Origin of the sequence: Nonomuraea sp. MTCD27 (genome assembly GCF_041950495.1) — a bacterium.
In the GTDB taxonomy this organism is placed as follows: Bacteria; Actinomycetota; Actinomycetes; order Streptosporangiales; family Streptosporangiaceae; genus Nonomuraea.
This window is the reverse complement of sequence record NZ_JBGNUW010000006.1, coordinates 19819-44338: the sequence shown is the minus strand read 5'-3', so window position 1 is coordinate 44338 and position 24520 is coordinate 19819. Positions and strand designations below refer to the sequence as shown.

Below are 24520 nucleotides of genomic sequence, written 5' to 3'. Positions count from 1 at the left end.
GTAGACGGTCTACCGCTTAGATCAAGAGGTCAGTTCACCTCTTGAGCAGGTCGCGCAGCGCCTTGACCACCTCGGCCGGGGCCTCCTCGGCCATGAAGTGGCCGCAGGTGACCGTACGGTGGTCCAGGTTCCCGGCCCAGGCCCGCCACCGGCCGGCGGCGTCGAACCCGAGCGCCGCGCCCCAGTCCTGCTGCAGCACCGTGACGGGCATCCGCAACTTGGCGCCGGCCGCCCGGTCGGCCTCGTCGTGCTCGACGTCGACCGTGGCGGTGGCCCGGTAGTCGGCCACGATCGAGGGGACGGCCTCGCGGGACGCCTTCAGGTACGCCGCGCGCACGTCCGGGGGGATGGCGTTCGGGTCGGAGGTCCAGAGGTCGAGGAAATGGCCGAAGAACGCGTCCGCCGACGCGCCGATCATGGCCTCGGGCAGGCCCGGCGGCTGCGCCATCAGGTACAGGTGGAAGCCGACGGCGGCCGACCGGCCGTGCATGACCTCCCAGGAGTCGAGGGTCGGCAGGACGTCCAGCGCGGCCAGGTGGGTGACGACGTCCGGGTGGTCGAGCCCCGCGCGGACGGCGACCAGCGCGCCCCGGTCGTGCCCGGCCAGCGCGAACCGGTCGTGCCCCAGGGCGCGGGCCAGGGCGACGACGTCCCGGGCCATCGTGCGCTTGGAGTAGGCGTGCCCGTCGTCGGCGGGCTTGTCGCTGTCGCCGTACCCGCGCAGGTCGGGGCAGATCACGGTGTGGTCGGCGGCCAGGTCGGCGGCGACGTGCCGCCACATCAGGTGGGTCTGGGGGAAGCCGTGCAGCAGCACGACGGGGCTGCCGGTGCCGCCGACGGCGACGTTGAGCGCCACGCCGTCGGCGACGGTGACGCGGCGGCGGCTGAATCCGCTGATCCGAGGTGTCGTGTCCTTGTCCATGCGGCCAGCCTGCCGCCCGCCGATCAGCACCCGATCAGCGCCGGGTCAGCCCTGCTCACCTGGGCGGATAGGTTGGACGGCGATGGTGACATTTGGTGTGCTGGGCCCCCTGACGGCCGAGAACGAGCGCGGCCCGGTCCACCTCAAGGGGCCTCGGCACCGGGCCGTCCTGGCGCGGCTCCTGGTGGCCAAGGGGCGGGTCGTGCCGGTGTCGTGGCTGATCGGCGACCTCTGGGAGGATCCGCCTGAGGGGGCGCTGGGGGCCGTACAGACGTTCGTCGGGGCGCTCAGGAAGGCGCTCGAGCCGTCGCGCCCGCCCCGCACACCCTCCCGGCTTCTCGTCACCTCGCCCCCGGGTTACGCGCTGCGCGCCGAGGCGGTGGACGCCGCGCGGTTCGAGTCCGCCGTCGCCGCCTCGGCGCGCCTGCTGGCCGGCGGTGCCGCCGACGAGGCCCGCGCGGTGCTCGACGAGGCGCTGGGGTGGTGGCGGGGGCCGGCGTACGCGGAGTTCGCCGAGCAGGACTGGGCCAGGGGGGAGGCCGCCCGGCTGGACGAGCTGCGGCTGCTGGCCGTGGAACGCCGCGCCGAGGCGGCCTTGGCCTCGGGGCTGGCCGCCGAGTCCGTACCGGACCTGGAGGCGCACGTCTCCGGGCATCCGTTGCGGGAGGACGGGTGGCGGCTGCTGGCCCTGGCGCTGTACCGGACGGGGCGTCAGGGGGATGCGCTGGCGACGTTGCGGCGGGCCAGGCAGACGCTGCAGGCCGAGCTCGGGGTGGATCCGGGGGAGGGGTTGCGGCGGCTCGAGTCCGACATCCTCACCCACGCGCCCCACCTGTTCGAGCGTCCTGGTGAGGGGACCGAGGAGCCGGGCACGGGGCGCGGCGGCGATTCCGGGCCGGGCGTGCGCGGGGGCGAGTCCGGCGGGCCGGACGCTGCTGAGGGTGGGCTGGGGTGGGCCGGGCATCCGTTCGTCGGGCGGGTCGCGGAGCTGGCCGAGTTGGAGGGCGTCGCGGCGGAGGTCACGGCGGCGGGGCGGGCGCGGCTCGCGCTGCTGTCCGGCGCGGCGGGCGCGGGCAAGACCGCGCTGGCCGGGGCGCTGGCGCGGCGCCTGGAGGCCAAGGGCTGGAGCACGGCCTGGGGCGCCAGCCCCGAGCTCGGCGGCGCGCCGCCGGCCTGGCCCTGGACCCAGATGCGTGAACACCTCACCCCCTCCGCCGGCGCCACCCCACCCGCACCGGCGGACGGGCCCGCGCGCACCGACGCGACAGCCGGCCCGGGGGACGATCGCCTGGCCGCCCGCTTCAGGAGGCATCGCGCGATCGCCTCCTACCTGGCCGCCACCGCGGCCGGGCAGGGTCCGATCCTCCTCGTCCTCGACGACCTGCACTGGGCGGACGAGGAGACCCTGGCCCTGCTCACCACGCTGGCCACCGGCCTCGGCGCCGCACCCGTGCTCATCGTCGCGACCTACCGCTCGACCGAGATCTCCGCCGGGCTGGGGGAAGCGCTGGGCCGGGCCGCACGGGCCGAACCGGCGCGGATCTACCTGGGCGGCCTGACCGAAGCGCAGGTGGGCGAGCTGGTCCGGGCCATCACCGGCCGCGGGATGCCCGACGCCGGCGCGCGCACGATCCACGCGCGCAGCGCGGGCAACCCGTTCTTCGTCCGGGAGCTCACCCGCGTGTGGGAGAGCGAGGGCGACGCGGCGCTGCACACCGTCCCGGCCGGGGTTCGCGACGTCATCCGGCACCGCCTGGCCGCGCTCACCGACGCCGCCCGTACGCACCTCCGCCAGGCCGCGGTCCTCGGGCAGGAGGTCGATCTCGACGTGCTGATCTCCCTGTCCGGGGATTCGAACGGGGGCGAGGAGCGGGTGCTGGAGTCCGTCGAGTCCGCGCTGATCGCCGGCTTCCTGGTGGAGCAGGATGCCGACCGGCTGCGGTTCGCCCACGCGCTGGTGCACGAGACGCTGTACGACGACATCCCGCGTGCCCGCCGCGCCCGCTGGCACGCACGCGTCGCCGGGATCCTCGAACGCGCCCGGCCCGGCGACGTGGAGACCATCGCCCACCACTGCCTGCGCGCGGAGGGACGGGCGGGCGCCGCCCGCACCGCCCACTACACGCGTGCCGCGGCCGAGCGGGCGGAGCGGAGGTTCGCCCCGCACGAGGCGGTCCGGCTGTGGCGCGAGACGCTCACCGCCCTGGACCGCGCGGACGACGGCCCCCTCCCGGGCGGCGGCGTGGATGGCGGCTCGGGGTGGGCCGGGGGTGGGCCGGGGCGGCTGGAGGCGGTCATGGGGCTGGTCAGGGCGCTGGCGGTGACCGGGGAGCTGGACGAGTCGCGGCGGTACCGCGCGGAGGCGGTCGGGGCGGCCGAGGCGCTCGGTGATCCGGTGCTGACCGCCGCCGTGATCGGCTCCTTCGACGTGCCCGCCATCTGGACCTCCAACGACGACCCGGCCCTGTCGGCCGGCCTCGTCGCCGCCGCCGAGCGTACGCTGGCCGCCCTGCCCCCCGGCCACGAGAGCGAGCGCGCCCGCCTGCTCATCACCATCGCGATGGAGCGGCGCGCCGACGCCGGACGGCGGGGTGACCAGGCCGCGCGCGAGGCCGAGGCGATCGCCCGCCGCCTGGGCGACCGCACCCTGCTGGCGTACGCGCTCAACGGCCGCTACATGCAGACCTTCCACCGCGCCGGGCTGGCGCCGGAGCGGGCCGCGATCGGCGAGGAACTGCTCGGCCTGGCCGCCCACGACAGCCTGGTGACGTTCGAGGTGCTCGGGCACCTGATCCTGCTCCAGGCCCGGGCCGCGCTCGCCGACCTGGAGGCCGCCGACCGGCACGCCGCCGCGGCCGACCGGCTCGCCGCACGGTACGACCTCCCGCTGGTGGGGGTGTTCACCACCTGGTACGCCGCGCTCCGGCTGGCCGTGACGGGCGGCCCGGAGGGCGCGGCGCGCGCCGCGTACCGTGCGGCCGCCGCCCGGCTCAGCGGCACCGGCATGGCGGGGGTGGAGGAGGGCATGCTGCCGCTCGCCCTGCTCTGTCTCGACGGGGGAGACGCGGGGGCCGTGCCGGCGGAGGCGGACTGGGGGCCGTACGAGAGGTGGGCCCGTCCCCTGGTCCTGCTCGCCCGGGGCCGTCGCGAGGAGGCGCTGGCCGCCGCCCGCACCGTCCCCGACTCCCCGCGTGACCTGCTCTTCGAGGCCAGGACCTGCCTGCACGCGCTCGCCGCGATCGAGGCGGCCGACCGGCCGACGATGGAGCGCCTCTACGACCGGCTGCTGCCCGCCGAGGGGGAGCTCGCCGGCGCCGGTAGCGGGCTGGTCAGCCTCGGCCCGGTGGCGCTGTATCTCGGCCGGCTCGCCGCCGCGCTCGGATGGCGCAGCCGCGCTGCCGGACATTTCCGAAATGCGGAGGCCATGAGAGCCGGTGTCCGGTGACCGGTAACCTGCTTGTCAACGCGGGACGTCAAGACGGCCCCACGCGGGCCGCCGGCAGCGGTGTCTGTCATCGCGAGTCCCACTCCGAGTTTTCCGAAACTTTCGGGCAACTTGTCGCCCATTCCACCCCGGCAAGCTCCGGACCTGGAGCGGCTCGGCCGGCGGTGGGACCTGCAACATAGCAGTTGGCAGCACTCTTGACACGCCACAGCGGTCCCCTTATGTTGCCGCAATATTAAAGAGAACTGCTTGAAAGTTTCGGCGTCACCCCCGCGTTACACCCCCCGCTCTCGCCGCGGGCCGGCGCCGTCATAGCCCGAAGGGATGGCATGAGGGGCCAGGTACCAATCGACACAAGCTCGGCGTCCGGCGAGAGCGAGCTATGGCGGGACACGCGGCTGTCGCCCGCCGAGCGGGCCGACGCGCTCGTCCCGCTCATGACCCTTGAGGAGAAGGTCGCCCAGCTCGTGGGGGTGTGGGTCGGCGCCGACGCATCGGGGGGAGGCGTCGCCCCACACCAGACCGACATGGGTGACGGGCCCGAGTGGGAGGACGCCGTCCGGCAGGGGCTGGGCCAGCTCACGCGGCCCTTCGGGACGGCTCCGGTCGATCCCGTCGCCGGCGCCCGCTCGCTGGCGGCCTCCCAGGCCGAGATCGTCCGGGCCAGCCGGTTCGGGATCCCGGCCCAGGTGCACGAGGAGTGCCTGACGGGCTTCGCCGCCTGGCGGGCGACCGTGTACCCGGCGCCGCTGAGCTGGGGCGCCTCCTTCGACCCCGGGCTGATCGAGGAGGTGGCCGGCCGGATCGGCCGGTCCATGCGCGCCGCGGGCATCCACCAGGGCCTGGCCCCGGTGGTGGACGTGACCAGGGACTACCGCTGGGGGCGTACCGAGGAGACGATCGGCGAGGACCCGTACCTCGTCGGCACGCTCGGCGCCGCCTACGTGCGCGGCCTGGAGGCCGCCGGGATCGTCGCCACCCTCAAGCACTTCGCCGGCTACTCCGCCTCCCGCGGCGGCCGCAACCTCGCCCCCGTCCCGATGGGGCCCAGGGAGCTGGCGGACGTCGTGCTGCCGCCGTTCGAGATGGCCCTGCGCCTGGGCGGCGCCCGGTCGGTCATGCACTCGTACGCCGAGATCGACGGCGTCCCCGTGGCGGCCGACGAGAGCCTGCTCACCGGGCTGCTGCGCGACGAGTGGGGCTTCGAGGGCACCCTCGTCGCCGACTACTTCGCGGTCCGGTTCCTGGAGCGGCTGCACCGCGTCGCCGCGGACGCCGGGGAAGCGGCCGGGCTCGCGCTCAAGGCCGGGATCGACGTCGAGCTGCCCACGGTGGACACGTTCGGCGCCCCGCTCATCGAGGCGCTCAAGGCCGGGACGGTGGACGAGGCGCTGGTCGACCGGGCCCTGCGCCGCGTGCTGACGCAGAAGGCCGAGCAGGGCCTGCTCGACGAGGGCTGGCAGCCGCTGCCCGGGCCGGCCGAGGAGGTGCGGCTCGACGACGAGGAGAGCCGGGAGCTCGCCCTGCGGCTGGCCCGCGAGGCCATCGTGCTGCTGCGCAACGACGACGCCGTCCTGCCGCTGAACCCCGCGGGGAAGGTGGCGCTCATCGGTCCCGTCGCCGACGACCCGATGGCGATGCTCGGTTGCTACGCCTTCCCCAACCACGTGGGCCCGCACCCCGAGCAGGGCCTCGGGCTGGACCTGCCGACGCTGCGCGAGTCGCTCGGCCGGCTGGTCCCCGGCCTCGCCTACGCCCCGGGCTGCGCCGTCACCGGCGACGACACCTCCGGCTTCGCCGAGGCGGTCGCGCTCGCCGGGCGGAGCGACGTGTGCGTGCTCGCCGTCGGCGACCGGGCCGGGCTGTTCGGGCGCGGCACCTCCGGCGAGGGCTGCGACGCCACCGACCTGCGCCTGCCGGGCGTGCAGGCCGAGCTGGTCCGGGCGGTGCTCGCGACCGGCACCCCGGTGGTGCTGGTGCTGCTGGCCGGCCGCCCGTACGCGCTGGCGTCCGAGGTCGACGCGGCCAAGGCCGTCCTGTTCGGCTTCTTCCCCGGCCAGCGCGGCGGCCAGGCGCTGGCGGAGGTGCTGACCGGCGCGGTGAACCCGTCGGGCCGGCTGCCCGTCAGCGTGCCGCGCGACGCGGGCGGCCTGCCGGCGACGTACCTGGCGCCGCCGCTCGGCCGCCGCTCCGACGTGTCGTCGGTGGACCCGACGCCCGCGTACCCGTTCGGGCACGGCCTGAGCTACACCACGTTCGAGTGGAGCCAGGCCCGGGTCCGGGGCGACGTCGCGGAGTGGGCGGTGGACGGCGAGGTGGCCGTCGAGGTCACGGTCCGCAACACCGGGTCGCGCTCCGGCGCGGAGGTCGTCCAGCTCTACCTGCACGACCCGGTCGCGCAGACGACCAGGCCGGAGGTCCGCCTGATCGGTTACGCCCGCGTGCCGCTGGAGGCGGGAGAGGCGGCCCGGGTGACCTTCACGGTCCCGGCCGACGTCACGTCGTTCACCGGGGTCCACGGGCGCCGCATCGTCGAGCCGGGCGAGGTGGAGCTGCGGCTCGGCCGCTCCTGCGCGGCGGCCGCGGCGACGCTGCCGCTGCGCCTGACCGGTCCGGAGCGCGAGGTCGGCCACCGGCGGCACCTCCAGGCGCCGGCGCACATCGACCGCAACCCACCGGAGGGCCGAGGATGAGCACACCCGAGACGCTGGAGGTCAGCAGGCCGGCGGAGCAGGAGGCGCCACCCGCGCCCGGGCGCCGCCGGCGGCAGAGCGCCGGCTCCTGGCGCAGCGCGCTGCGCCGCGACTGGCAGCTCTACACGCTGGCGATCCTGCCGCTGCTGTTCTTCCTGATCTTCCGGTACGCCCCCATGCTGGGCAACATCATCGCCTTCCGGAAGTTCGAGCCGGGCGGCAGCATCTTCGGCGAGGAGTGGGTGGGCCTGCGCTACGTGAAGATGTTCCTGAACGACCCGACGTTCTGGAACGTGTTCACCAACACCCTGGTCCTGGGCGCGCTGACCCTGATCTTCTGCTTCCCGCTGCCGATCGTGCTGGCCCTGCTGCTCAACGAGGTCCGGCGGCGCACGCTGAAGCGGTTCCTGCAGTCGGTGTCGTACCTGCCGCACTTCCTGTCGATGGTGATCGTGGCCGGTCTCGTCATGCAGATGACGTCGATCGACGGGCCGATCAACTCGTTACTGGCCTTCGTCGGCAGCGAGAAGATCTCGTTCATGCAGGACCCGGGCTGGTTCCGGACGATCTACGTCAGCTCGGAGATCTGGCAGACGGTCGGCTGGGGCACCATCCTCTACCTCGCCGCGCTGACCACCATCGACGACCAGCTCTACGAGGCCGCCCGGATGGACGGCGCGAGCCGGTGGCGGCAGATCTGGCACGTGACGCTGCCGGGCATCCGGCCGACGGCGGTCACGCTGCTGATCCTCAACATCGGCACGTTCATGGCGGTGGGCTTCGAGAAGGTCTTCCTGCTGTACAACCCGCTGACGTACCCGACCGCCGACGTGATCTCCACGTACCTGTACCGGATGGGCCTGGAGGCCAGCAACTTCAGCTACGCCGCGGCCATCGGCCTGTTCGAGGCGCTGGTCGGCCTGGTCCTGATCCTCTCGGCCAATGTGATCTCCCGCCGCACAGTTGGGACGAGCCTGTGGTGACAACGCACGAGATGACCCGCGGCTACCGCGTCTTCCAGTGGTTCAACGGGGTCGCCCTGACCCTCGTCGTGGTGGTGACGCTCTATCCGTTCGTCAACATCCTGGCCCGCTCGTTCAGCTCCCAGACCGCCATCAGCGCGGGCGAGGTGAACCTCCTTCCCAAGGGGTTCAACCTGACGACGTACAAGATCGTGGCGTCGGACCCGATGTTCTGGACGAACTACCGCAACACGGTGGTGTACACCGTCGTCGCGACGCTCATCGCGATGGTGATGACGACGTGTTACGCGTACGTGCTGTCCAAGAAGCAGCTCAAGGGCCGCAAGTTCCTCGTCGGCGTCGCGGTCTTCACCATGTTCTTCTCCGGCGGCCTGATCCCGAACTACGTGCTGATCAGCGGCCTGGGCCTGAAGAACTCGATCTGGGCCATCGTCCTGCCCAACGCCATCAGCGTGTTCAACCTCCTGGTCATGAAGGCCTTCTTCGAGAGCCTGCCGCAGGACCTGGAGGAGGCCGCCGCCATCGACGGCCTGAACACCTACGGCATCCTGTGGCGGATCGTGCTGCCGCTGTCGAAGGCGGTCATCGCCACGATGATCCTCTTCTACGCGGTCTCGTTCTGGAACTCCTGGTTCGCGGCGTTCCTGTACATGAACGAGTCGGACATGTTCCCGGTGACGGTCTATTTGCGCAACCTCATCGCCGGAGCCACCGGTGCCGACTCCTTCGGCGCGGCGGCCGCGGAAGTGACGCAGGTGGGGGCCAACATCCAGGCGGTGACGATCGTCCTCACCGTCCTGCCGATCCTGGTCATCTACCCGTTCGTCCAGCGGTACTTCGTCTCCGGCGTCATGCTCGGCGCGGTCAAGGGCTGACCTCCCGGCGCCTCACAAACCCCAGCAGAATCACGGGAAAGGATTCCCCCCATGCGCGAAATCTCGCGGCGTCAGGCGATCATCGGTCTCGGTGCCTTCGCCTCCCTCGCCCTGACCGCCTGCGGCAGCGAGAGCGAGACCCCGGCGAAGGCCACGGACGCGGCCAACAAGGCGGGCTCGATGGCGGGCTACGGCGTCGGCCAGCAGTTCAAGGCCACCGAGCCGCTGTCGTTCGACGTGCTCTACAACAACCACTCGTTCTACCCGAACAAGGCCGACTGGCTGTTCTGGCAGGAGCTGACCAAGCGGACCAACGTCACGATCAAGCCGATCGAGGTGCCGCTCAGCGACTACGAGAAGAAGCGCAGCCTGCTCATCGCGTCCGGCGACGCCCCGCTGATCATTCCGAAGACCTACCACCCGCAGGAGGAGGCGTTCGTCTCCTCCGGGGCCATCCTGCCGGTCAGCGACTACTTCCACCTGATGCCCAACTTCCAGGAGAAGGTCGCCAAGTGGCAGCTCCAGCCCGAGCTTAACTCGATCATGCAGACCGACGGCAAGATCTACCTGCTGCCCGGCCTGCACGAGGCCGCCTGGGCCGACTACTCCTTCGCGGTGCGGACCGACATCCTGGAGAAGCTCAAGCTGGAAGTCCCCAAGACGCTGGACGACTTCTACAACATGCTCAAGGCGATGAAGGCCGAGTACCCGGACCTCTACCCGATGACCGACCGGTGGGGCGTGCCCACGCCGGGCGGCAACCTGATCAAGCTCATCGCCCAGGCGTTCGGCAGCAAGGGCGGCTGGGAGTACCAGCACGCGATGTTCGACGCCGCCCAGGGCAAGTTCGTCTACACAGGCGCCATGCCGGGATACAAGCAGGCGATCGAGTACCTCAACAAGCTGGTGAAGGAGAAGCTGCTCGACCCCGAGAGCTTCACCCAGCAGGACGAGGCCGCCAAGCAGAAGTTCATCTCGGGCAAGTCCTTCGTGATCAGCACCAACGCGCAGGTCCTGATCAACGACTACCGGGCGGCGCTGACCGAGAACGACAAGGACGCCAAGATCGTCAAGATCCCGGTGCCGCTCGGCCCGGCGGGCGAGTTCAAGTTCGCCACCCGCCTGGAGAACGGCATCATGATCTCCAAGAAGGCCACGGAGAACAAGAACTTCGTCGCCATGATGCAGTTCATCGACTGGCTCTGGTACTCCGAGGCCGGCATGGAGTTCGCCAAGTGGGGCGTCGAGGGCACCACGTTCACCAAGGACTCCTCCGGCAAGTACAAGCTGGCCGATGACGTCGACTACGTCGGCCTCAACCCCGGCGCCCCCAAGCACCTGCAGAAGGACTTCGGCTTCGGCAACGGCGTGTTCGCCTACGGCGGCCCCACCAAACTGCTCCAGTCCACGTTCTCGGACGAGGAGATGGAGTTCCAGAACGTGATGAACACCAGGAAGCAGTGGCCGGTCGAGCCAGCCGCCCCGCTCAGCGAGGAGGAGCGCGAGCAGGCCTCCATGTGGGAGACGCCGCTGAAGGACCACGTCACCCAGAACACGCTCAAGTTCATCCTCGGCGAGCGCGACCTCGGCGAGTGGGACGCCTACGTCAAGGAGCTCGAGGCCAAGAGCTCGACCCAGTACGTCAACCTGATCAACACCGCCTACGAGCGGTTCAAGAAGGCACACGGCAGCTGATTTCCCGCAGGCCGGGCCGTCCCCTCCTGCCGGGGCGGCCCGGCCGTCTCTTTCAAGGATCGATCCATGCGCAACCTCGTACCCGGCGAGCCCTCCGGGCGGCTGTCCGACGCCTGGCGCTTCTGCGTCGGCACGGGACGCTTCGAGCTCGCGCTGCGGCGCGACTACCAGGACTCGCTGGCGCTGGTCCAGCGGGACATCGGCTTCCGGCACATCCGCGGCCACGGCCTGCTGAGCGACGGCGTGGGCGTCCACCGGCCCTACGAGTACGGGGGCGCCCGCCACGTCCGGCACTCTTTCACGTACGTGGACCAGGTGGTCGACGCCTACCTGGAGCTCGGCATCCAGCCCTTCGTAGAGCTGGGCTTCATGCCCTCGGGGCTGGCCTCCGGCGAGCAGACCGTGTTCTGGTGGCGCGGCAACGTCACCCCGCCGAGCTCGTGGCAGGAGTGGGCCGAGCTGGTCCGGGCCACCGTGACCCACCTCATCGACCGGTACGGCCTCGACCAGGTGCGCCGCTGGCCGATCGAGGTCTGGAACGAGCCCAACCTCAAGGAGTTCTGGCAGGGCGCCGACGAGGCCGCCTACCACCGCCTGTACGAGGTCACCGCCCGCACGATCAAGGACGTGGACGCGTCGCTGCAGGTCGGCGGCCCGTCCATCTCGCCTGGCTCCGACGAGTGGATGCCGCGCTTCGCCGACTTCGTCACCGCCCGCGACGTGCCGGTCGACTTCGTCAGCCGGCACGCCTACACCTCGGGCCCGGCCCAGCACGTGCCGTTCGGCGTGCACCAGACCATGAGGCCCGCCGCCGAGCTGCTGGAGCAGTTCGCCACCCCGCGCCGCCAGCTCCGCGGCGGCCCGCTGGCGGACCTGCCCGTGCACATCACGGAGTTCAACTCCTCCTACCGCCCCGACAACCCCGTCCACGACACGGCCTTCAACGCCGCCTACCTCGCGCCCGTCCTGGCCGCCGGGGGCGAGCTGGTGGACTCCTTCTCGTACTGGACCTTCAGCGACATGTTCGAGGAGGTCGGGATCCCGACCTCGATCTTCCACGGCGGCTTCGGCCTGCTCACCCACCGCCAGATCAAGAAGCCCACCTACCACCTGTACGCCTTCATGGCCCGCATGGGCGACCAGCTCCTGACCAGGGGCGAGGACCACCTGGTCACCCGGAACGACACCGGCCGGGTCACCGTGCTGGCCTGGGCGCCGGTGGACGTCACCGGCGGGCCCGCCGTCGCCGGTCACACCGTGCGCCTGTCGATCCCGATGGCGGCGGACTCGGCCTTCATGCTGCGCTCGTCGGTGAGCGAGGAGATGGGCAACGCCTGGGCAGCCTGGTGCGAGATGGGACGTCCCCGGTCACCACACCCCAGACAGCTCGATATCCTCCGGGAAGCGGCGGAACCGGTCCGCCGCCACCGGAACCTGCCCGTCGCCGGCGGGTCGCTCGATCTCGACCTGTCGCTCGACCGCCACGAGGTGACGCTGGTCGAGCTGACGCCGGTGGCGGACGAGACCCCGCCGTGGTGGGACGACAGCCGGATACTCGGCCTGGGAGAGGGCGCGCGATGAGCGGCGGGCGGCTGCCCGGCCCGGAGGAGGACGCGGGATGAGCGACGTCGGAGCGGCACGGCAGTTCGGCACGGGGCCGCTCTCACGGGCCTCCGCGCTGATCTACACCCTGCTGACCGTCGAGCTGCTGGTCCTGCTCACGGCCGTGCCCGGCCTGGTGGGGCTCGTCCTGCTCGACCGGCACGCCAGCAACGTCCCCCTGATGGCCGCGTGCCTGCTCCCGGCCGGCCCGGCGATCTCCGCCGCCCTCTACGCGCTGCGCCACCGCCGCCGCGAGCTGACGGAGCTGCGCCCGGCGGCGGCGTTCTGGCGCGGTTACCGGGCCAACTTCGGCGGGGTCATGAAGATCTGGGTGCCCTGGCTGCTGTTGCTGACCGTGCTCGGGACCAACCTGGGCAACTTCTCCGCCGCCGGCGTCCCCGGCTGGTGGGCGGTGCTGCAGGTCGTCATCGCGGCCGGCTCGACGCTCTGGGTGGCCAACGCGCTGGTCGTCACGTCGCTGTTCGCGTTCAGGGCGGTGGACGTGGCCCGGCTGGCCGCCTGGTCGCTCGGCCGCTTCCCCGCCGCCACCCTGGCCAACGCCTGCCTGCTCGTCGTGGCGGGCGGCGTCACGCTGATCGCCTCCGAGGCGGTGCTGTCCCTGCTGGCCTCGGTGCTCGTGGCGACGCTCCTGTGGAACAGCCGCTCGATGATCACCGAGGTCCAGCAGAGGTTCACGCGTCAGTAGATGCGCCGCCCGCGGGCGTCGGGCACCCCCGACTTGCGCAGGAAATAGCTGTTGACCTGGTCGCGCCACTCCTCCGCGGAGCGGACCTGCTCGTCGAGCCGCTCCCGCACCCGCTCGTGCAGCGCCGGGTCCACCTCGCCCGCCAGCTTCTCCCACAGCAGCCGGATCCCGGCCGCCTCCTCGGCCCCCGCGAAGTGGGTGTCGTAGATGTGCTGGACGACGGTCGTGCCGCTGCGCAGCACGTGCTCGTACGGCACGTGGTGGAAGAACAGCAGCAGCTCGTCCGGGCAGTCGGCGAGCGACTCGTAGACCTCCGACCACGGCGCCGGGTACTGCCCCGTGAAGCCGGTGCCCGAGGCGCGGGTGCGGTCCACGCCGACGCCGTCGCGGTCGGCGAAGTGGTAGGTGCCCCACGGCGTGTACTCGTATCCGTCCACGTCGGGGCCGTAGTGGTGGCCGGGGCGGACCATGAAGCCGACGCCGAGCGGGGCCGTGTAGCGCTCGTACGTCCGCCAGGAGCCGTCCATCATCCGGTGCAGCGTGCTCCGCACCGCCCTGCCCGTCTTCTCTGGGCCCGTCTCTGGGCCTACCTCTGGGAACGTCAGGCCGATCCACTCGTCGAGGATCGCGGCCGGGTCGAGCCGCGGCGCCCAGGCGAGCCGGCCGAACGCGTACAGGTTCGCCTGGGCCAGCGGGTGCCCGGTCCAGTACGGGTCGTCGCCCACGTTGGACACCGCGACCAGGCCGCCATCGCCGGCCACCTCCGCCACCGTGCGGCCCTCGGGCCCCCAGAAGCGGAACCCGAGCACCTCGCTCCACATCGGGGCCAGGTAGCACACGTGCCGCTGCTGGCCGGTGTACTCCTGCGTCACCTGCAGCTCCACCGCCAGGCGGGTGCCCGGCATCGCCGCGATCACCGGTGACACCGGCTCGCGCACCTGGAAGTCCATGGGGCCGTACTTGACCTGGAGGATCGCGTTGTCCCTGAACTGCCCGTCGAGCGGGGCGAAGTGGTCGTGGGCCGCGCGGGCCCGGTCGGTGGAGCGGTCGCGCCAGTCCTGCCGGTGGTTGTAGACGAAAGCGCGCCAGTGCACGACCCCGCCGTGCGGCGCCAGGGCGTCGGCGAGCATGTTGGCGCCGTCGGCGTGGCTGCGCGCGTACGCGAACGGGCCCGGCTGCCCCTCCGAGTCGGCCTTCACCACGTAACCGCCGAAGTCGGGGATCGTCGCGTACACCCGCTCGGTCGTCCGCGCCCACCACTCCCGCACGCCCTCGTCCAGCGGGTCGGCGCTGTCCAGCCCGCCGAGCGCGATGGGGGAGGCGAAGTTGACCGACAGGTGCACGCGGATGCCGTACGGGCGCAGCTCCGCCGCGATCGCGGCCACCTCGCCGAGCCGGTCGGTCAGCAGGCGGGCCTCGGCGGCGTGCACGTTGACGTTGTTCACCGCGACCGCGTTGATCCCGGTCGCGGCCAGCAGGCGCCCGTAGGCCCGCACCCGGGTCAGGTCCGCCCGCAGCACACCGTCGTGCCAGAAGATCGACCCGCCCGAGTAACCGCGCTCGACCTGGCCCATCACCGGATGCACGTCGATGTTGTCCCAGTGGTCCAGCATGCGCCGCCGCAACGCCGGCCGGTGCGCCTCGGCCGGCCGCTCCGCGCCGAACGCCGCCTCGCCGAGCCGGACCACCTCGAACCACCCGTACAGCAGCCCGGCCGGGTCGTCGGCGAGCACCACCGTGACACCGTCCAGGCGGCCCAGCACGAAGCCCTCAGGACCGGCCGCCGGCCCCCTGACCGCCGCCACGGCGGGCGGCAACGGGCCGGCCGACGACAGCGCGAGCACGAGGTCGCACGCCTCTCCCGGCGCGGCCACCCCGCCGCCGTACCGCTCGCAGGCGTCCGCCACCTCGGCCCGCACGGTCGCGGCGAGCGCGGAGTCGTCGCCGAGCACGAGAGTGCGGCGCGAACCGATCGCGCGGAACGCCTCGGGGGGCAGCCAGGCCGGATGGACGCCGGTCAGATGGGGAATGGTCACGGGGGCTCCTTAAATCTCTCCGGAGCGAATCTACCGGTGCCCGCCGAGCAGCCCTTATGGGGTCGCGCTGCGGGGAGGACGTCGCGGCAGGAGCGTCGGAGGAGCCGGTCCGGGCGCCTCCCGCGGCAGCGCATCCACCGGTCGCCTCGCCGTGGCGGCCGGGAAGGCGGGCTGCCCGGCGGGCGCTACTTGCGGGCCTGGCCCGGCGGGGTGGCCGGCGGCTGGGCGGCGTGCTCGTCGGCGTGCTCGTTCACGGGCTCGTTCACGGGCCCGTCGGTCCTGCCCCCGAGCCCCGGCGGCTCGCGCGTCTGGCCGGGCGGGGTGTGCTCGGAGGTGGGGCCCGGCTCCGGCGCCGTGGTCCTGGTGGGGCGGGGCGTCGGTCTCCTGGTCGGAGGCGGGGTCTTGGGGGCGGCCTTCGACACCACCCGCGGCGGCGACGTGCGGCCGGCGACGGGCGGCACGTCCCGCGTACCCCGCAGGGGCGCGGGGGTGGGGGTCGGGGTGGGCTCGGGGGTGGCCGGCGGGGCCGAGGTCCCCGGGACGGTGGCGCGGCGAGGAGGGGCCGGATGCTCGACCGGCGAGGTGGCCGGGCGCGGGCTGAGGGCCGCCACCGGCCGCCGCGCGCGCTCCTTGTCACCTTCCGGGACAGGCAGCGCGTCGAGGGTGGGGGAGCTGCCGGGGATGGCGATCAGCAGGCCGGCGAGAACCAGGTGGAGGAGGCCGGCCAGCACCGTGGAGATCCGTAACGCCTGACCCCTGCGCTCACTGGACTGCGACGTACGCATTCCTGCCGGTCCCATGCGGGGGTCCTCCTGGGGGGTGAGGAAGGGGCGAACCTTTTTGATCTAGACATGGATGCCCACGACGGTCAACCCCGTAAACGTCCGGCACGTCACCGCGAGGCGGCCTCCCGGCGGGCACGAAGGCGGGCGCGATACCAGAGCAGGATCCCCACCCCGCCCGCCAGCAGCGCCCAGCCGATCGGCCGGGCGACCGCGAGATACGTGCCCGTGGGCAGCCGCACCGCCAGGACGAGCATGACCAGCGCGTGGATCGCCAGCGTGCCGCCGAGGATCGTGGTCAGCACGGCCGCGACGCGGCGGATGTCGGGCCGGCGCAGCATGGCCGCCGCCGCGGGGTTCCGCCGCGCCACCCGGCGCAGCGCCACCAGGTACAGCGGCCGGCCCACGACCACGGAGACCAGCCCGGCCACGCCCAGCGGCCCGGTCAGCACCGCCTCGTGCAGCTTCAGCACCAGCGGGTTCCCGCCGCTGAGCAGCAGCGCCAGCAGGGCCACGCCGTACCCGAGCACGGCGACCACGCCGATCGGGTCGATCCGCCGCCGTGCGGCGAACACGGCGGCGGTGCAGGCCACGGGGATGCCCGCCGCGATGGCCAGCGCCGTGGCGTCGGATCCGGCGTACGGGCGGACCAGCGCGTACGCGGCCAGCGGCACCAGCCCGTTCAGCACCCCGCTCGCCACCATCCGCCACACCCGTGCTCCGGCGCGCTTCCCGTGCGACATCGACGACGCTCCCTCGGTCAGGACTCATGCGAACCCCTCCAAGGTGGCGCGGCCGGGCCCGCCGGACCTCGGACCCGGGGTGGATCTTCCCCGTTCTCCACCCGCGGGTGGAGAACGCCTCCCGGCCGGAAGCGGGTGGAGAGCGCCTCCCGGCGGGAAGCGAATCGTGCCGGACCGGCCGGAACCGCCTGCGCTATGATCACACCGACGACGACCTGGAACGATCCCCACCCCGCCCGTCGTCGCCGCTCACGGGACACGAGGAACGATGTCGAGCATCAAAGAGGTCGCCCGGCTCGCCGGGGTCTCCGTCGGCACCGTGAGCAACGTGCTCAACCGGCCCGAGATGGTGGCCCCCGACACCCTGCGCCGCGTGCGGGAGGCGATCGAGCGGCTCGGCTACGTGCGCAACGGCTCCGCCCGGCAGCTGCGCGCCGGCCGGAGCCGCACCATCGGGGTGGTCGCGCTCGACCTGGCCAACCCGTTCTTCATCGACGTCCTGCGCGGCGTCGAGACCGTCGCCCAGCGCTCGGAGCTGACCGTGATGGTCTTCAACAGCAACAAGGACGCCGCCCGCGAGGCGGGGCTGCTGGAGACGTTCGAGGAGCAGCGCCCGCTCGGCGTGCTGATCACGCCGGTCAACGACAGCGGCGAGGAGGAGCGGCTGAGCCGGCTCATCGCGCGCGGCATCCCGGTGGTGCGGTTCGACAGCTCGGCCCGCCACAGCCACGGCTGCGCCGTCGCGGTGGACGACGTGCTCGGCGGGCGGCTGGCCGGCCTGCACTTACGCGAGCGGGGACACCGCCACATCGCCTTCGCGGGCGGCCCGTTCACCGTCCGCCAGGTGCGCGAGCGGCACGACGGCCTGGCCGCCGTGCTCGGCCCCCACGACACCATGACCGTCATCCGCCTGCCCGACCTCACCGTCGCCACCGGCCGCGCCGTCGGCAAGGAGATCGCCGACCTGCCCCCCGCCGAGCGGCCCACCGCGGTCTTCTGCGCCAACGACCTGGTCGCGATCGGGGTGCTGCAGGAGATGACCCTGCGCGGCCTGCGGGTTCCGGCCGACCTGGCCATCCTCGGCTACGACGACATCGACTTCGCCGCGGCGGCCGCGGTGCCGCTGTCGTCGATCCGGCAGCCGCGCGAGCAGCTCGGCCACACCGCCGCCACGCTCCTGCTGGAGGAGGCCAACCAGCCCGCCGGGCACGAGCACCGCCAGGTCATCTTCCAGCCCGATTTGATGGCCCGCACCTCGACCGCAGCGCCCGTGCCCGCGGCGCCCTGACCGTCACCCTCCGACCGTCACCCTCCGACCGTCACCCTTCCACCATCACCCGCATTCGTGCCCGTGGTGCGCGGGGACGTCCAGCGTCGGGTTGCGGTCGAAGAAGCCGACCGGCTTGAGCCGGAAACCCGCGTGGTCCACCGGCATGATCGGCCACTCCTCGGGCCGGGGCGCGTGGGTGAACCCGAAGACGTGCCAGACGACCAGCGGGCGGCCGTCGAGGTCGCGGTCGGCGGCGGCGAACGCGGGCAGCCCCGCGCCGCCCGGGTGCTGGTTGACGAAGTCGCCGGCCGGGTAGCGCTCGGCCGGGTCGTACGCGGTGACCCACAGGTGCCGGGTGGCGAACGCGGCCCGCGCGGCGATGGAGGAGCCCGGGTCGGCCAGCAGCAGCGGCTTGCCCTCGGGGTGGAGCGCGTACGCCACCGGGTCGCCGAGCGCGTTGCGCGAGCCCGGGTTCGTGATGTGCCAGGCCCGGTTGACGCTTCCGTCGGCCACCCGCTGCGCCTGGCTCTCCCTGGTCAGCGGCGTCCTGCGGTAGGTGAAGGCGTTCCCGCGCGGGTTGCCGTCGCCCATGGGGACGCGGGCGACGTCGACCTCCTCCACCCGGTTGGCCGGCCCGTCCACCGCCATGTCCAGGCGCGCGCAGAACAGGTGCTGGTGGTACGGCGCCGCCAGGCCCGGCGCGACCTGCGCCGCGTACGCGGACCCGCCGTCGGGGTAGGCCGCGGTGAACAGCACACCGGTGGCCTTGACCTCGAACTCGATGACGCCGTCGAGGTAGAGGTACCAGTAGAAGCCGTAGTCGTAGTTGCCGACGGTGGTGAAGAAGGACAGCACCATGCGGCGCTGCCGCCGGACCTCCGACGAGTGCGCCCACAGGTCCGTGTGCTTCCACAGGATGCCGTGGTCCTCCTCGTGCAGGCAGATCGCGTTCGGCAGCGTGCGCGGGGCGCCGTGCGCGTCGGCGACCACGGCGTCGAGGTAGGTGATCTCGCCCACGCAGTCGCAGCCGCGCTCCAGGGAGTTGGCGTACTGGCCGATCAGGTACTCACCGGTGTCGAAATAGTTCTGCCAGGAGCGCACCGGGGACGGGTCGGCGTACGGGACCACCATCTCGGCGATCGAGGCGCGGTCGACGATCGGGCGGCGGCGGCCCGTGTCCCTGTCGTCGAAGGCGATCTGGTGCAGGATCAGCCCCTCGCGGGCGTCGAAGCCGATGCGCAACGACCAGTTCTCCCAGCGCAGCAGGTTCCCCTCCAGGGTGAAGCTGGGGCCCTCCGGCTGGGTGATCTCGATGGGCCGCTGCGTGGTGCGCGGGGGGCCGGTGACGGCGGGGTCGTCGAAGTTGCCCGACACGGCCGGCACCGGGACCGGGCCGTGGTCGATGACCTGGTCCACGGAGCGGTTGAGGACGTCCACGTACGCGAGGAGCCCGTCCACCGGGTGCGCCCAGACGTGGTCCTTCTCGTGCTCCTGCACGAAGGCGAGCCCGCGCAGGATGCGGCGGCCGGCCTCGCCCGGGTACTCGTCCGCGTACACGCCCGCCGACAGCGGGCACACCCGGACCCGGGAGACGTCCAGGCCCCGGCTCTTCAGCGCGGCGATCCACCGCTCGTCGGTGGACAGGATCTCCTCGACCACCGCGAACTCCGCGTCCAGCACGGGAGGCTGGCCGTCGGTCGCCGGGTCCAGCGCGCGGTCGGAGTCGACCGCCTCCCGGGTGATGGAGACGATCACGTCGCGGGGGGCGGCCCCGCCGACGTCGAGCAGCAGGACCCGGGCCCGGCGGTCGACCGGGTCCCCGGGCGTGTGGGCGCGCAGCGCGTCCTTGGCCGGCTCCTCCAGACCGGCGTACGCGACGCGGGTGGTCTCCTTGACCAGCCCGGAGGCGGTCAGCACGGCATGGGCGGCGGTGAGCTCGGCGGGCGTCAGCGGGTCGAGCGGGTGCGGGGTGGCGGTCATGGCTTCTCCCTCGGACGGGGGGGGGGTACGCCCGCCAGCGAACACCACGGGGATCCCGATTTCCAGGGCCCGGCCGCGTACGAGATCGGCAACCGATTGTCTTCGCCGCCGTTCGGTGTTACACATGCGGGAGTCAACCCTCTTGTCAGCACCAAGCACCCTCAGCGCGCCTCTTTCCAGGAGTGGCGATGTCGCACGGTCCCGGGCGGGTAGCAAGGCTCAGCGGGTTCGTGGCCGCGGTCGCGGCCGTGCTCGTTCCGTTCCTGACGGCGGTGCCGGCGGGCGCCGCGCGGGCGGAGGTGGACGTCCACCGCTACCTCGAGGATCCCGGGATGGTCGCGGAGGGGCAGCAGGCCCCGCACACCGTGCTGCGGCCGTACGCCGACGCCCGCTCGGCCACCCGCTCGGTCGGCGCCGACATCACCGAGCACGACGCCCGCTCGCCCTGGATCGCCACCCTCAACGGCGACTGGCGGCTGCACCTCGCCCAGCGGCCCGAGGAGGTGCCGGAGGGCTTCCACGCCGCCGGCCACGACGTGTCGCGCTGGCCGACGGCCAAGGTGCCGCACACCTGGCAGTCCGACTTCACCGACCACCCGATGTTCCGCAACATCACCGAGGAGGTCTGGCCGGACGACCCGCCCAGGGTGCCCCGCGACGTGAACCCGACCGGCGCGTACGTCCGCCAGATCGACGTCCCCGGCACCTGGTCCGGGCGGCGGGTGTTCCTCCGGTTCGAGGGCGTCACCAGCGGCTACTTCGTCTGGGTCAACGGCGAGTACGTCGGCTACGACCAGGGCGGCTACACCCCGGCCGAGTTCGAGGTGACCGAGGCCCTGCGGCCGGGGGCGAACCGGGTGGCCGTGCAGGTGCACCGGTGGGGGGCGGGGTCGTACCTGGAGGACTACGACCAGTGGCGCTACAGCGGCATCTTCCGCGACGTCTGGATGTACGCCACCCCGCGGACATTCCTGCGCGACGCCTACGTCACCACCGACCTGGACGACCGCTACCGCGACGCCACGCTCACCGCGCGCGTCCAGGTGGCGGGCGCGGCCAAGGGCCACAGCGTGCGCGGCACGCTGACCGACCCGCGCGGCAGGCAGATCGCCACGGTCACGCAGCCGGTGGACGGCTCCGGCGGCGCCACCCTCACCGCGCAGGTGAGCGACCCGGCCAAGTGGAGCGCCGACTCACCCACGCTGTACGCCCTCGCCCTGGAGCTGCTCGGCCCCGACGGCAGGCCGCTGCACGCCACCGCCCAGGCGGTCGGCTTCCGCGAGGTGGAGGTGCGCGACCGCCAGGTGCTCGTCAACGGCGAGCGCATCCTCATCAAGGGCACCAACCGCGCCGAGACCGACCCCGACACCGGCCGCCACGTCACCCGCGCGGCCCAGCGGCGCGACGTGGAGCTCATGAAGAGCCTGCACATCAACGCCGTCCGCACCTCCCACTACCCCTCCGACCCCTACCTGTACGACCTCGCCGACCGGTACGGCCTGTGGATCGCCGACGAGGTCGACATCGAGACCCACTCGCGCGAGTCGTGCCCGCGCAACTGCCTGGCCGACCGGCCCGAGTGGCAGGCCGCCTTCGCCGACCGCTTCCGCGCGATGGTCGTCAGGGACAGGAACCACCCCAGCGTCATCATCTGGGACACCGGCAACGAGGCCGGGCTCGGGGCCGCGCATTACGCGATGGCCGAGTGGGCCGACGCCAACGAGCCCACCCGGCTGCTCTACCACCAGTCCAACAGCCCCAACGGCGACGCCCCGTACGCCGACGTGTGGGGCCCGCGCTACCCCACTCCCGGCTACGTGGACTCCATCGGCAGGACCACCACGCGCCCGGTCGTGTTCGGCGAGTACGCCCACGCGATGGGCAACAGCCTGGGCAACTTCGACCGGTTCTGGGAGCTGATCCGCCGCTACCCGTCCCTGCAGGGCGGCTTCATCTGGGACTGGGCCGAGGCCAACCTGCGCCAGCCGCTGGTGCTCACGCCCGACTCCTCCCGCAACCGGATCCAGACCTTCCTCGTCGGCAAGCCCCGCGCCGTCCAGGGCCGGCGCGGCCAGGCCGTCGAGCTGTCCAGCCTGGACGACTTCGTCGACGTCTTCAGGGACCGCCGGCTGGACCTCACCGGCGAGGCCGTCACCCTGGACGCCTGGGTCAAGCCCGGCCAGTGGGCGGGCAGCTTCCCCATCGTGACCAAGGGGCGGGCGTACGCGCTGCAGATGCGCGACTCGGGGACGCTGGAGTTCGGAGTCACGACCGGCGCGGGCTGGAAGGCCGTCGCCGCCGCTGTGCCCGCCGGCTGGTACGGCGCCTGGCACCGCGTCACCGGCTCCTACGACGGCACGCAGCTGCGCCTGTCCGTCGACGGGCAGCAGGTCGCGACCGCCGCGCAGACGGGCGCCCTCGCCCCCGGCCTGTACGAGGTCAACGTCGGCCGCAACGCCGAGACCCAGCAGGACAACACGCCCACGAGGCTGGCCCGCGGCGTTATCGACGACGTCCGCGTGTACGCCGCCGCGCCGCCGTCCGGCGACCCGGTCCTGGCCCTCGACTTCGACCGGTACGAGCGGCGCGGCGACTTCCTCAGCCTCGGCCTGAGCCTGTCCGGCACGGACGGCCTGGTCGGCTCCGACCGCTACCTCCAGCCGGAGACGACCGAGATGGCCTGGGCGCACGCCCCCGTCCGGTTCACCTCCGCCGACCCGGCGACCGGCAAGGTACGCGTGCACAACGAGCAGCCGGCCGGCGCGCTCCACGTCAAGGTGCGCTGGTCGCTGGAGGAGGTCGACCGCACGCTCCGGTCGGGCACCCGCGACCTGCGGCTGGACCCGGGCGGCAGCGCCGACCTCGACCTCGGTGCCGCGCCGGCCAACCCCCGGGACCGGCAGCGCTGGCTGAACGTCGAGGCCGTGGCCGCCGACCCGCCCCGATGGGCGCCCAAGGGCTGGCGGCACGGCTGGCAGCAGTTCGCCGCCGGCGGGCGCGTGGTGCCCGGCATCGCCCAGCCGCCCGCCGGGACGCCCGAGCTGCGCCGCGACGGCGACACGGTCACCGTCTCCGGCCAGGGCTGGCGCTATCGGTTCGAGGGTGGCGCCCTGACCTCGATGAGCTCCGGGGGCCGCGAGCTGCTGCGCGCCGGTCCCCGGCTGGACGTCTACCGCCCGCCCACCAGCAACGAGACCTACGACTGGGGCACCGCCGACCGCGACGTGTGGCACCGGGCGGGGCTCGACCGGCTGCGTACGCGGGTCACCGCCGTGCGGGCGGACCTGGACGGTGACGCCGCGGTCGTGGAGGTCACCGGGACGGCCGCCGCGCCCGGCATGGAGAGCCTGCTGTCGTTCGAGGAGAGCCTGACGTACCGGGTCGACGGCCGGGGCACCATCACCCTGCGGCACCGGGTGGTCCCGAGCGGCTCCCGCCTGACCACGCTGCCGTACCTGCCCCGGGTCGGCGTACAGGTCCGGGTGCCGGACTCGATGCGCGAGCTCGCCTACTACGGCAAGGGCCCGCACGAGACGTACAACGACCGCGCCGGCGGCGCCTTCACCGGCGTCTGGCGGGGTGACGTCGACGACGAGTACGTGCGCTACTCCCGTCCCCAGGCCCACGGCAACCACACCGGGTCCCGCTGGATCACGCTCAACGACGGCCGCGCCGGGCTGCTCGTCGGCCGCTCGGACGGCGGCATCGACGTCAGCGCCACCCGGTACGACGAGCTGGACCGCGCTGAGTACGACTTCCAGCTCCCCCTCGTCCGCAACGACGGCTGGATCACCCTGCACGCCGCGATCGGCGAGACCGGCATGGGGGAGACCCCCAACTCGGTGCTGGACGAGTACCGCGTGCCCGCCACCAAGACCCAGGACTACACGCTGACGCTGCGCCCCCTCACCGCCAAGGAGGTACGGGCCGGCGGCGTGGTCGACTCCGACGCCACCGCGCCCTGCTCGCCCGGCGTCACCGCGACCGGCGACGGGAACGCGGAGCCCGGCGCGCCCGAGCGGATCACCGTGACCGTCGAGGCCACCTGCGCCGACGGGCTGACCGGCGCGCGCGCCACCCTGGCCGCGCCGCGGGGCTGGACGGTGACGCCCGCCACGGCCGACCTCGGCCGGGTCGCCCAGGGCACGCCCGCCGAGGCCGCCTTCACGGTCACCCCGCCGGCGGACGCCGACTTCGGCGAGCACGAGCTGACCGCCACGGTCACGGCCACCTCCGCGGGCTTCCCGGTCACCGCCCGCGCCACGACGACCCTGCGCACCCCGCTGCCCGCGGGCGGCGTCTGGGTCAGCGACCTGCCGTTCACGGCGGCGGAGAACGGCTGGGGGCCGGTGGAGCGCGACCGGAGCAACGGCGAGCAGCCGGCCGGCGACGGCCGGACGTTGTCCATCGGCGGCCGGACGTACGAGAAGGGCATCGGCGCCCACGCCCCCTCACGCATCGCCGTCGACCTCGGCGGGCGGTGCACGACCTTCCGGGCCGACGTCGGGGTGGACGACGAGATGGGCGGGAGCGGGTCCGTCGCCTTCGAGGTGTGGGTGGACGGGCAGCGGCGGGCCGCCTCCGGCGTACTGACGGGGGCGGGCGGGGCGGAACCGCTGTCGGCCGACGTCGCGGGCGGCGCGCTGCTGGAGCTGCGTGTCACGGACGGCGGCGACGGCAACGGCGCCGACCACGCCGACTGGGCCGCCGCCCGCCTCACCTGCCCCCCAGCCCCCTGACCCGCCCCCCTCCAGCTTCCGGACCTCCCTGCCGGAACGGGATGGGGCG

14 protein-coding genes are annotated in these 24520 nt (G+C 73.1%); 9 read left to right on the top strand and 5 right to left on the bottom strand.

Annotated elements, in window-relative coordinates:
* Window positions 1-34: 34 nt before the first annotated feature.
* A complete protein-coding gene (locus tag ACBJ59_RS19150; RefSeq protein WP_375111560.1) occupies window positions 35-922 on the bottom strand; it encodes an alpha/beta fold hydrolase in 888 nt (295 codons plus the stop codon).
* An 82-nt stretch (window positions 923-1004) separates the two neighbouring features.
* On the opposite strand from ACBJ59_RS19150, the gene ACBJ59_RS19145 reads away from it, so the two are divergent.
* The 7 genes from ACBJ59_RS19145 (at window position 1005) to ACBJ59_RS19115 (ending at window position 12921) form a co-directional block, all read left to right on the top strand.
* A complete protein-coding gene (locus ACBJ59_RS19145; protein WP_375111559.1) occupies window positions 1005-4367 on the top strand; it encodes a BTAD domain-containing putative transcriptional regulator in 3363 nt (1120 codons plus the stop codon).
* 329 nt (window positions 4368-4696) lie between these two features.
* Window positions 4697-7060, top strand: coding sequence for a glycoside hydrolase family 3 N-terminal domain-containing protein (locus ACBJ59_RS19140; protein ID WP_375111558.1), 2364 nt, complete (start codon window positions 4697-4699; stop codon window positions 7058-7060).
* Window positions 7057-8043, top strand: a complete 987-nt coding sequence (locus tag ACBJ59_RS19135) for an ABC transporter permease (protein WP_375111557.1) — start codon at window positions 7057-7059, stop codon at window positions 8041-8043. Before ACBJ59_RS19140 ends, ACBJ59_RS19135 begins: the two co-directional genes overlap by 4 nt.
* Window positions 8040-8918 (top strand): carbohydrate ABC transporter permease, encoded by an 879-nt coding sequence (locus ACBJ59_RS19130; RefSeq protein WP_364123694.1) that lies wholly within the window; start codon window positions 8040-8042, stop codon window positions 8916-8918. Before ACBJ59_RS19135 ends, ACBJ59_RS19130 begins: the two co-directional genes overlap by 4 nt.
* A gap of 51 nt (window positions 8919-8969) precedes the next feature.
* Complete coding sequence (locus ACBJ59_RS19125) at window positions 8970-10613, top strand: extracellular solute-binding protein (protein ID WP_375111556.1); 1644 nt, start codon at window positions 8970-8972, stop codon at window positions 10611-10613.
* 66 nt (window positions 10614-10679) lie between these two features.
* Window positions 10680-12194: a hypothetical protein gene (locus tag ACBJ59_RS19120; RefSeq protein WP_375111555.1), complete on the top strand. Its 1515-nt coding sequence runs from the start codon at window positions 10680-10682 to the stop codon at window positions 12192-12194.
* A 37-nt stretch (window positions 12195-12231) separates the two neighbouring features.
* A complete protein-coding gene (locus ACBJ59_RS19115; RefSeq protein WP_375111554.1) occupies window positions 12232-12921 on the top strand; it encodes a DUF624 domain-containing protein in 690 nt (229 codons plus the stop codon).
* Here the strand turns inward: ACBJ59_RS19115 and ACBJ59_RS19110 are convergent.
* From ACBJ59_RS19110 to ACBJ59_RS19100, 3 genes are all read right to left on the bottom strand, one after another.
* Complete coding sequence (locus ACBJ59_RS19110; RefSeq protein ID WP_375111553.1) at window positions 12915-14957, bottom strand: alpha-glucuronidase; 2043 nt, start codon at window positions 14955-14957, stop codon at window positions 12915-12917. The genes ACBJ59_RS19115 and ACBJ59_RS19110 overlap by 7 nt on opposite strands.
* Before the next feature lie 185 nt (window positions 14958-15142).
* On the bottom strand, window positions 15143-15757 hold the full coding sequence (locus ACBJ59_RS19105; protein WP_375111552.1) for a hypothetical protein: 615 nt from the start codon (window positions 15755-15757) through the stop codon (window positions 15143-15145).
* A gap of 92 nt (window positions 15758-15849) precedes the next feature.
* Entirely contained in the window at window positions 15850-16482 is a 633-nt protein-coding gene (locus tag ACBJ59_RS19100) for a VC0807 family protein (RefSeq protein WP_375111551.1), read from the bottom strand.
* 268 nt (window positions 16483-16750) lie between these two features.
* Here ACBJ59_RS19100 and ACBJ59_RS19095 point away from each other — a divergent pair, with 268 nt between their 5' ends.
* Window positions 16751-17770: a LacI family DNA-binding transcriptional regulator gene (locus ACBJ59_RS19095; RefSeq protein WP_375111550.1), complete on the top strand. Its 1020-nt coding sequence runs from the start codon at window positions 16751-16753 to the stop codon at window positions 17768-17770.
* A gap of 45 nt (window positions 17771-17815) precedes the next feature.
* On the opposite strand, the gene ACBJ59_RS19090 is transcribed toward ACBJ59_RS19095, so the two are convergent.
* Entirely contained in the window at window positions 17816-19732 is a 1917-nt protein-coding gene (locus ACBJ59_RS19090; RefSeq protein WP_375111549.1) for a primary-amine oxidase, read from the bottom strand.
* Window positions 19733-19920: 188 nt separating this feature from the next.
* Here ACBJ59_RS19090 and ACBJ59_RS19085 point away from each other — a divergent pair, with 188 nt between their 5' ends.
* Window positions 19921-24471, top strand: a complete 4551-nt coding sequence (locus tag ACBJ59_RS19085) for a glycoside hydrolase family 2 TIM barrel-domain containing protein (RefSeq protein ID WP_375111548.1) — start codon at window positions 19921-19923, stop codon at window positions 24469-24471.
* Window positions 24472-24520 lie beyond the last annotated feature (49 nt).

Excerpts from the sequence above, each read along its gene's own strand:
- ACBJ59_RS19145 (WP_375111559.1), top strand. The coding sequence starts at position 1,005 with ATGGTGACATTTGGTGTGCTGGGCCCCCTGACGGCCGAGAACGAGCGC.
- ACBJ59_RS19135 (WP_375111557.1), top strand. The coding sequence starts at position 7,057 with ATGAGCACACCCGAGACGCTGGAGGTCAGCAGGCCGGCGGAGCAGGAG.
- ACBJ59_RS19150 (WP_375111560.1), bottom strand. The coding sequence starts at position 922 with ATGGACAAGGACACGACACCTCGGATCAGCGGATTCAGCCGCCGCCGC.
- ACBJ59_RS19120 (WP_375111555.1), top strand. The coding sequence starts at position 10,680 with ATGCGCAACCTCGTACCCGGCGAGCCCTCCGGGCGGCTGTCCGACGCC.
- ACBJ59_RS19085 (WP_375111548.1), top strand. The coding sequence starts at position 19,921 with ATGTCGCACGGTCCCGGGCGGGTAGCAAGGCTCAGCGGGTTCGTGGCC.
- ACBJ59_RS19105 (WP_375111552.1), bottom strand. The coding sequence starts at position 15,757 with ATGGGACCGGCAGGAATGCGTACGTCGCAGTCCAGTGAGCGCAGGGGT.
- ACBJ59_RS19090 (WP_375111549.1), bottom strand. The coding sequence starts at position 19,732 with ATGACCGCCACCCCGCACCCGCTCGACCCGCTGACGCCCGCCGAGCTC.
- ACBJ59_RS19100 (WP_375111551.1), bottom strand. The coding sequence starts at position 16,482 with ATGTCGCACGGGAAGCGCGCCGGAGCACGGGTGTGGCGGATGGTGGCG.
- ACBJ59_RS19115 (WP_375111554.1), top strand. The coding sequence starts at position 12,232 with ATGAGCGACGTCGGAGCGGCACGGCAGTTCGGCACGGGGCCGCTCTCA.
- ACBJ59_RS19095 (WP_375111550.1), top strand. The coding sequence starts at position 16,751 with ATGTCGAGCATCAAAGAGGTCGCCCGGCTCGCCGGGGTCTCCGTCGGC.
- ACBJ59_RS19125 (WP_375111556.1), top strand. The coding sequence starts at position 8,970 with ATGCGCGAAATCTCGCGGCGTCAGGCGATCATCGGTCTCGGTGCCTTC.
- ACBJ59_RS19140 (WP_375111558.1), top strand. The coding sequence starts at position 4,697 with ATGAGGGGCCAGGTACCAATCGACACAAGCTCGGCGTCCGGCGAGAGC.